3 protein-coding genes are annotated in these 2,261 nt (G+C 44.9%); 1 reads left to right on the top strand and 2 read right to left on the bottom strand.

The window, feature by feature from the left end; translation table 11 throughout:
* The first annotated feature begins 463 nt into the window (after nucleotides 1-463).
* Nucleotides 464-847 carry a hypothetical protein gene (locus OKB81_RS20105; protein WP_182951351.1) on the top strand — a complete coding sequence of 128 codons (384 nt, stop codon included), beginning with the start codon at nucleotides 464-466 and terminating at the stop codon, nucleotides 845-847.
* Nucleotides 848-941: 94 nt separating this feature from the next.
* Here OKB81_RS20105 and OKB81_RS20100 read toward each other — a convergent pair whose 3' ends face one another.
* Together OKB81_RS20100 and OKB81_RS20095 are read right to left on the bottom strand one after the other, a co-directional pair.
* Nucleotides 942-1,550 carry a restriction endonuclease gene (locus OKB81_RS20100; RefSeq protein WP_270805420.1) on the bottom strand — a complete coding sequence of 203 codons (609 nt, stop codon included), beginning with the start codon at nucleotides 1,548-1,550 and terminating at the stop codon, nucleotides 942-944.
* Between the two features lie 89 nt (nucleotides 1,551-1,639).
* Complete coding sequence (locus OKB81_RS20095; RefSeq protein WP_270805419.1) at nucleotides 1,640-2,092, bottom strand: hypothetical protein; 453 nt, start codon at nucleotides 2,090-2,092, stop codon at nucleotides 1,640-1,642.
* Nucleotides 2,093-2,261 lie beyond the last annotated feature (169 nt).

The following is a 2,261-nucleotide window of genomic DNA, read 5'->3' as shown; positions in this document are numbered from 1 at the left end:
CAGAAGGCCCCGAGTGTAGCCATCGCTCAAGGCCGGAGGAAAGGGCGTTTCAATAGTCGATTTGGGCAACAACGCCGGTATCCAGATAATCCTGAGTCGCGTTTTTGCCTTCACCAATGGCATCGAACAATGAAAGTTCTGACATGGATATCTCTCCTTTGAATGTAAATAGCCGAAATAGCTATTGGATATCAAAGGATTTATATATATTTAAATTGATAGATGATTCGGCAGTTGGTATATTTTTAATATATCAATCGCATATATTTCACATGGAGTTATTCTCGCGCGCGCGAGAATAAATGGGTGGTAATTAATAATTGAGAAAGCCTATTTACATTCTTGAAATTGAATCGTAAATTAGAGCTGACGATGACAACATGAGCACTGCGTTGATAGGTTGATGAAGATATTGTTAATCAGGTATGGGGAACCACTACTCGTATCTTAAAAGGAGATAAATATGATTAATTTATTAAACCTGATTATCAATAAAGAAGACGCTTATCAGGTCAATGAGCTCGTAAGTCGTGATCATCGTGAAAAGTTAGATTTGAATTCATTTGAGGAGAGGATTTATCGTGCATTGAGATCTATATTTGGTGCTGAGCTGGATGATGTCCGTATTGGAGACCGATTCTACGCATACAAACTCAAACGGCGGCTGGCAACTCGCAAGGAGAAGGTTAAGTTGGGGCGACTGATTGTGCGCATAATCCCTGAGCTAATCCCTGCCATCATGAGCTATCCGAAGCGGCACCCTGAAGAGTTAAGAACCTGTCGGAAATTGTTCCAATGTGTGAAGGCTAAGAAACGACTGGCTGAGATTGGTCCACAACTAAGATGATGGATTCCCCTAGCCTTAGGTGGCTAGGGGCGTTGAGCAAATCGATGTGGCTTGAATGGGACTTCGGTGTGGCTGCCGACTTAACAATAAACCCTTATTTATTTATCACGTGCCCCATGAATCTATCAAATTTATCGGCCTTCACGAAGGTTGCCGGGTTATCTATTGCATCACCATTGAGATCTTTCGCCAGTGCCTTAAAGTGCTCAATCCCGCAGTTGATCTTGGCCTGCTCGGTTGCTCGCAAATCATCAGAGAAAATACTGGATTTGGTTTCAACGACGAAATACAGGTGATCCCCCATGCCATCATCTTTGTCGATAAGCACGGCCCAGTCTGGGTTATAACTCCCCAGTGGCGTATCGATTTTAAACCAGGCAGGCAGCTTGGCGTACAGCTTCACCTCAGAGGCTTGCTCCAGCTTTTTGGCAAACTCAAACTCAACATCAGAATCACAGATGATATAGTCATAAACTGATTTATCCGCCGAAACCATGTTCTTGAGGTAACCGGTCAGCTCTGCTTCCTGGAACAGCTCTTGCGCGTAGTAGTTATCATCACCAATACGGTGATAACTGATCCCATCCACAATCGCTAAACGCATCTGCTTGCGGATAACCTCGCTGGCCAACTGAATAAAACGCTGCGGGTTGTTCTTAAAGGCCTCAAGCTTATCGCCCAGCCCCAACAAAATATCAATCACCGTTTTTCGGGTCAGATTAGTAGTTGACTCTGAGGAAAGTGCGAACAAGTATCCCACGAACAAAAAATGAAAATTTTAGTCATTTAATATCAATGGGTTACCAGTAAATGCTCTCGTGCCATATGACTTATTCGCACCTTCCCTAAATAAGTCACCACATCAGGTAGCTGGTAATTGCGATGCTGATAGGTGTGGGTCTTGTTCTCTTGCACCGAACTATTCAACCCGGCCCCAGAGATCTCAACACTCACCTTGGTGTAATCGAACTTGGCACTGCGCACATCGACGCTGGCACGAATTTCTTTAATACAGGTCGCAACCAAGTCACCGACAGAGAAGTTCACTCGGTAGGTGGTCTTGTATTTGATGCGATCCCACAGCGCTTTGAAATCATCCCCCAGCACCACTTGCTTGCCGTTATCTTCACGCAGCTTGGCGGTTTTCTTTTCTTCAAACTTTTTGATGCTCAAGCCTTTGGCCACTTTGCCAATAGTGGCAAGAATCGCCTCAGCGTGCTCTGCAAATTGATCGGGCAAATTCACCTTGTTATCCGCCAGCGCCTGCTTCAGAGCATCTTGGATCTTACCTTTGCTATCGATATAACCTTCTGCGTGCAGATGCTGGTAGATGGCTTCAGGGCGTTGTTGCCCAAATCAGCTCGACCTGAATGGAACTTTTGGTGAAGCCCATGATCTGATCACCAAATCCCTC

This window comes from Aeromonas sp. QDB56 (assembly GCF_027705505.1).
Taxonomy (GTDB): domain Bacteria; phylum Pseudomonadota; class Gammaproteobacteria; order Enterobacterales; family Aeromonadaceae; genus Aeromonas; species Aeromonas caviae.
The sequence above is the reverse complement of the archived record's forward strand: the minus strand, read 5'-3'. Positions and strand labels throughout refer to the sequence as shown.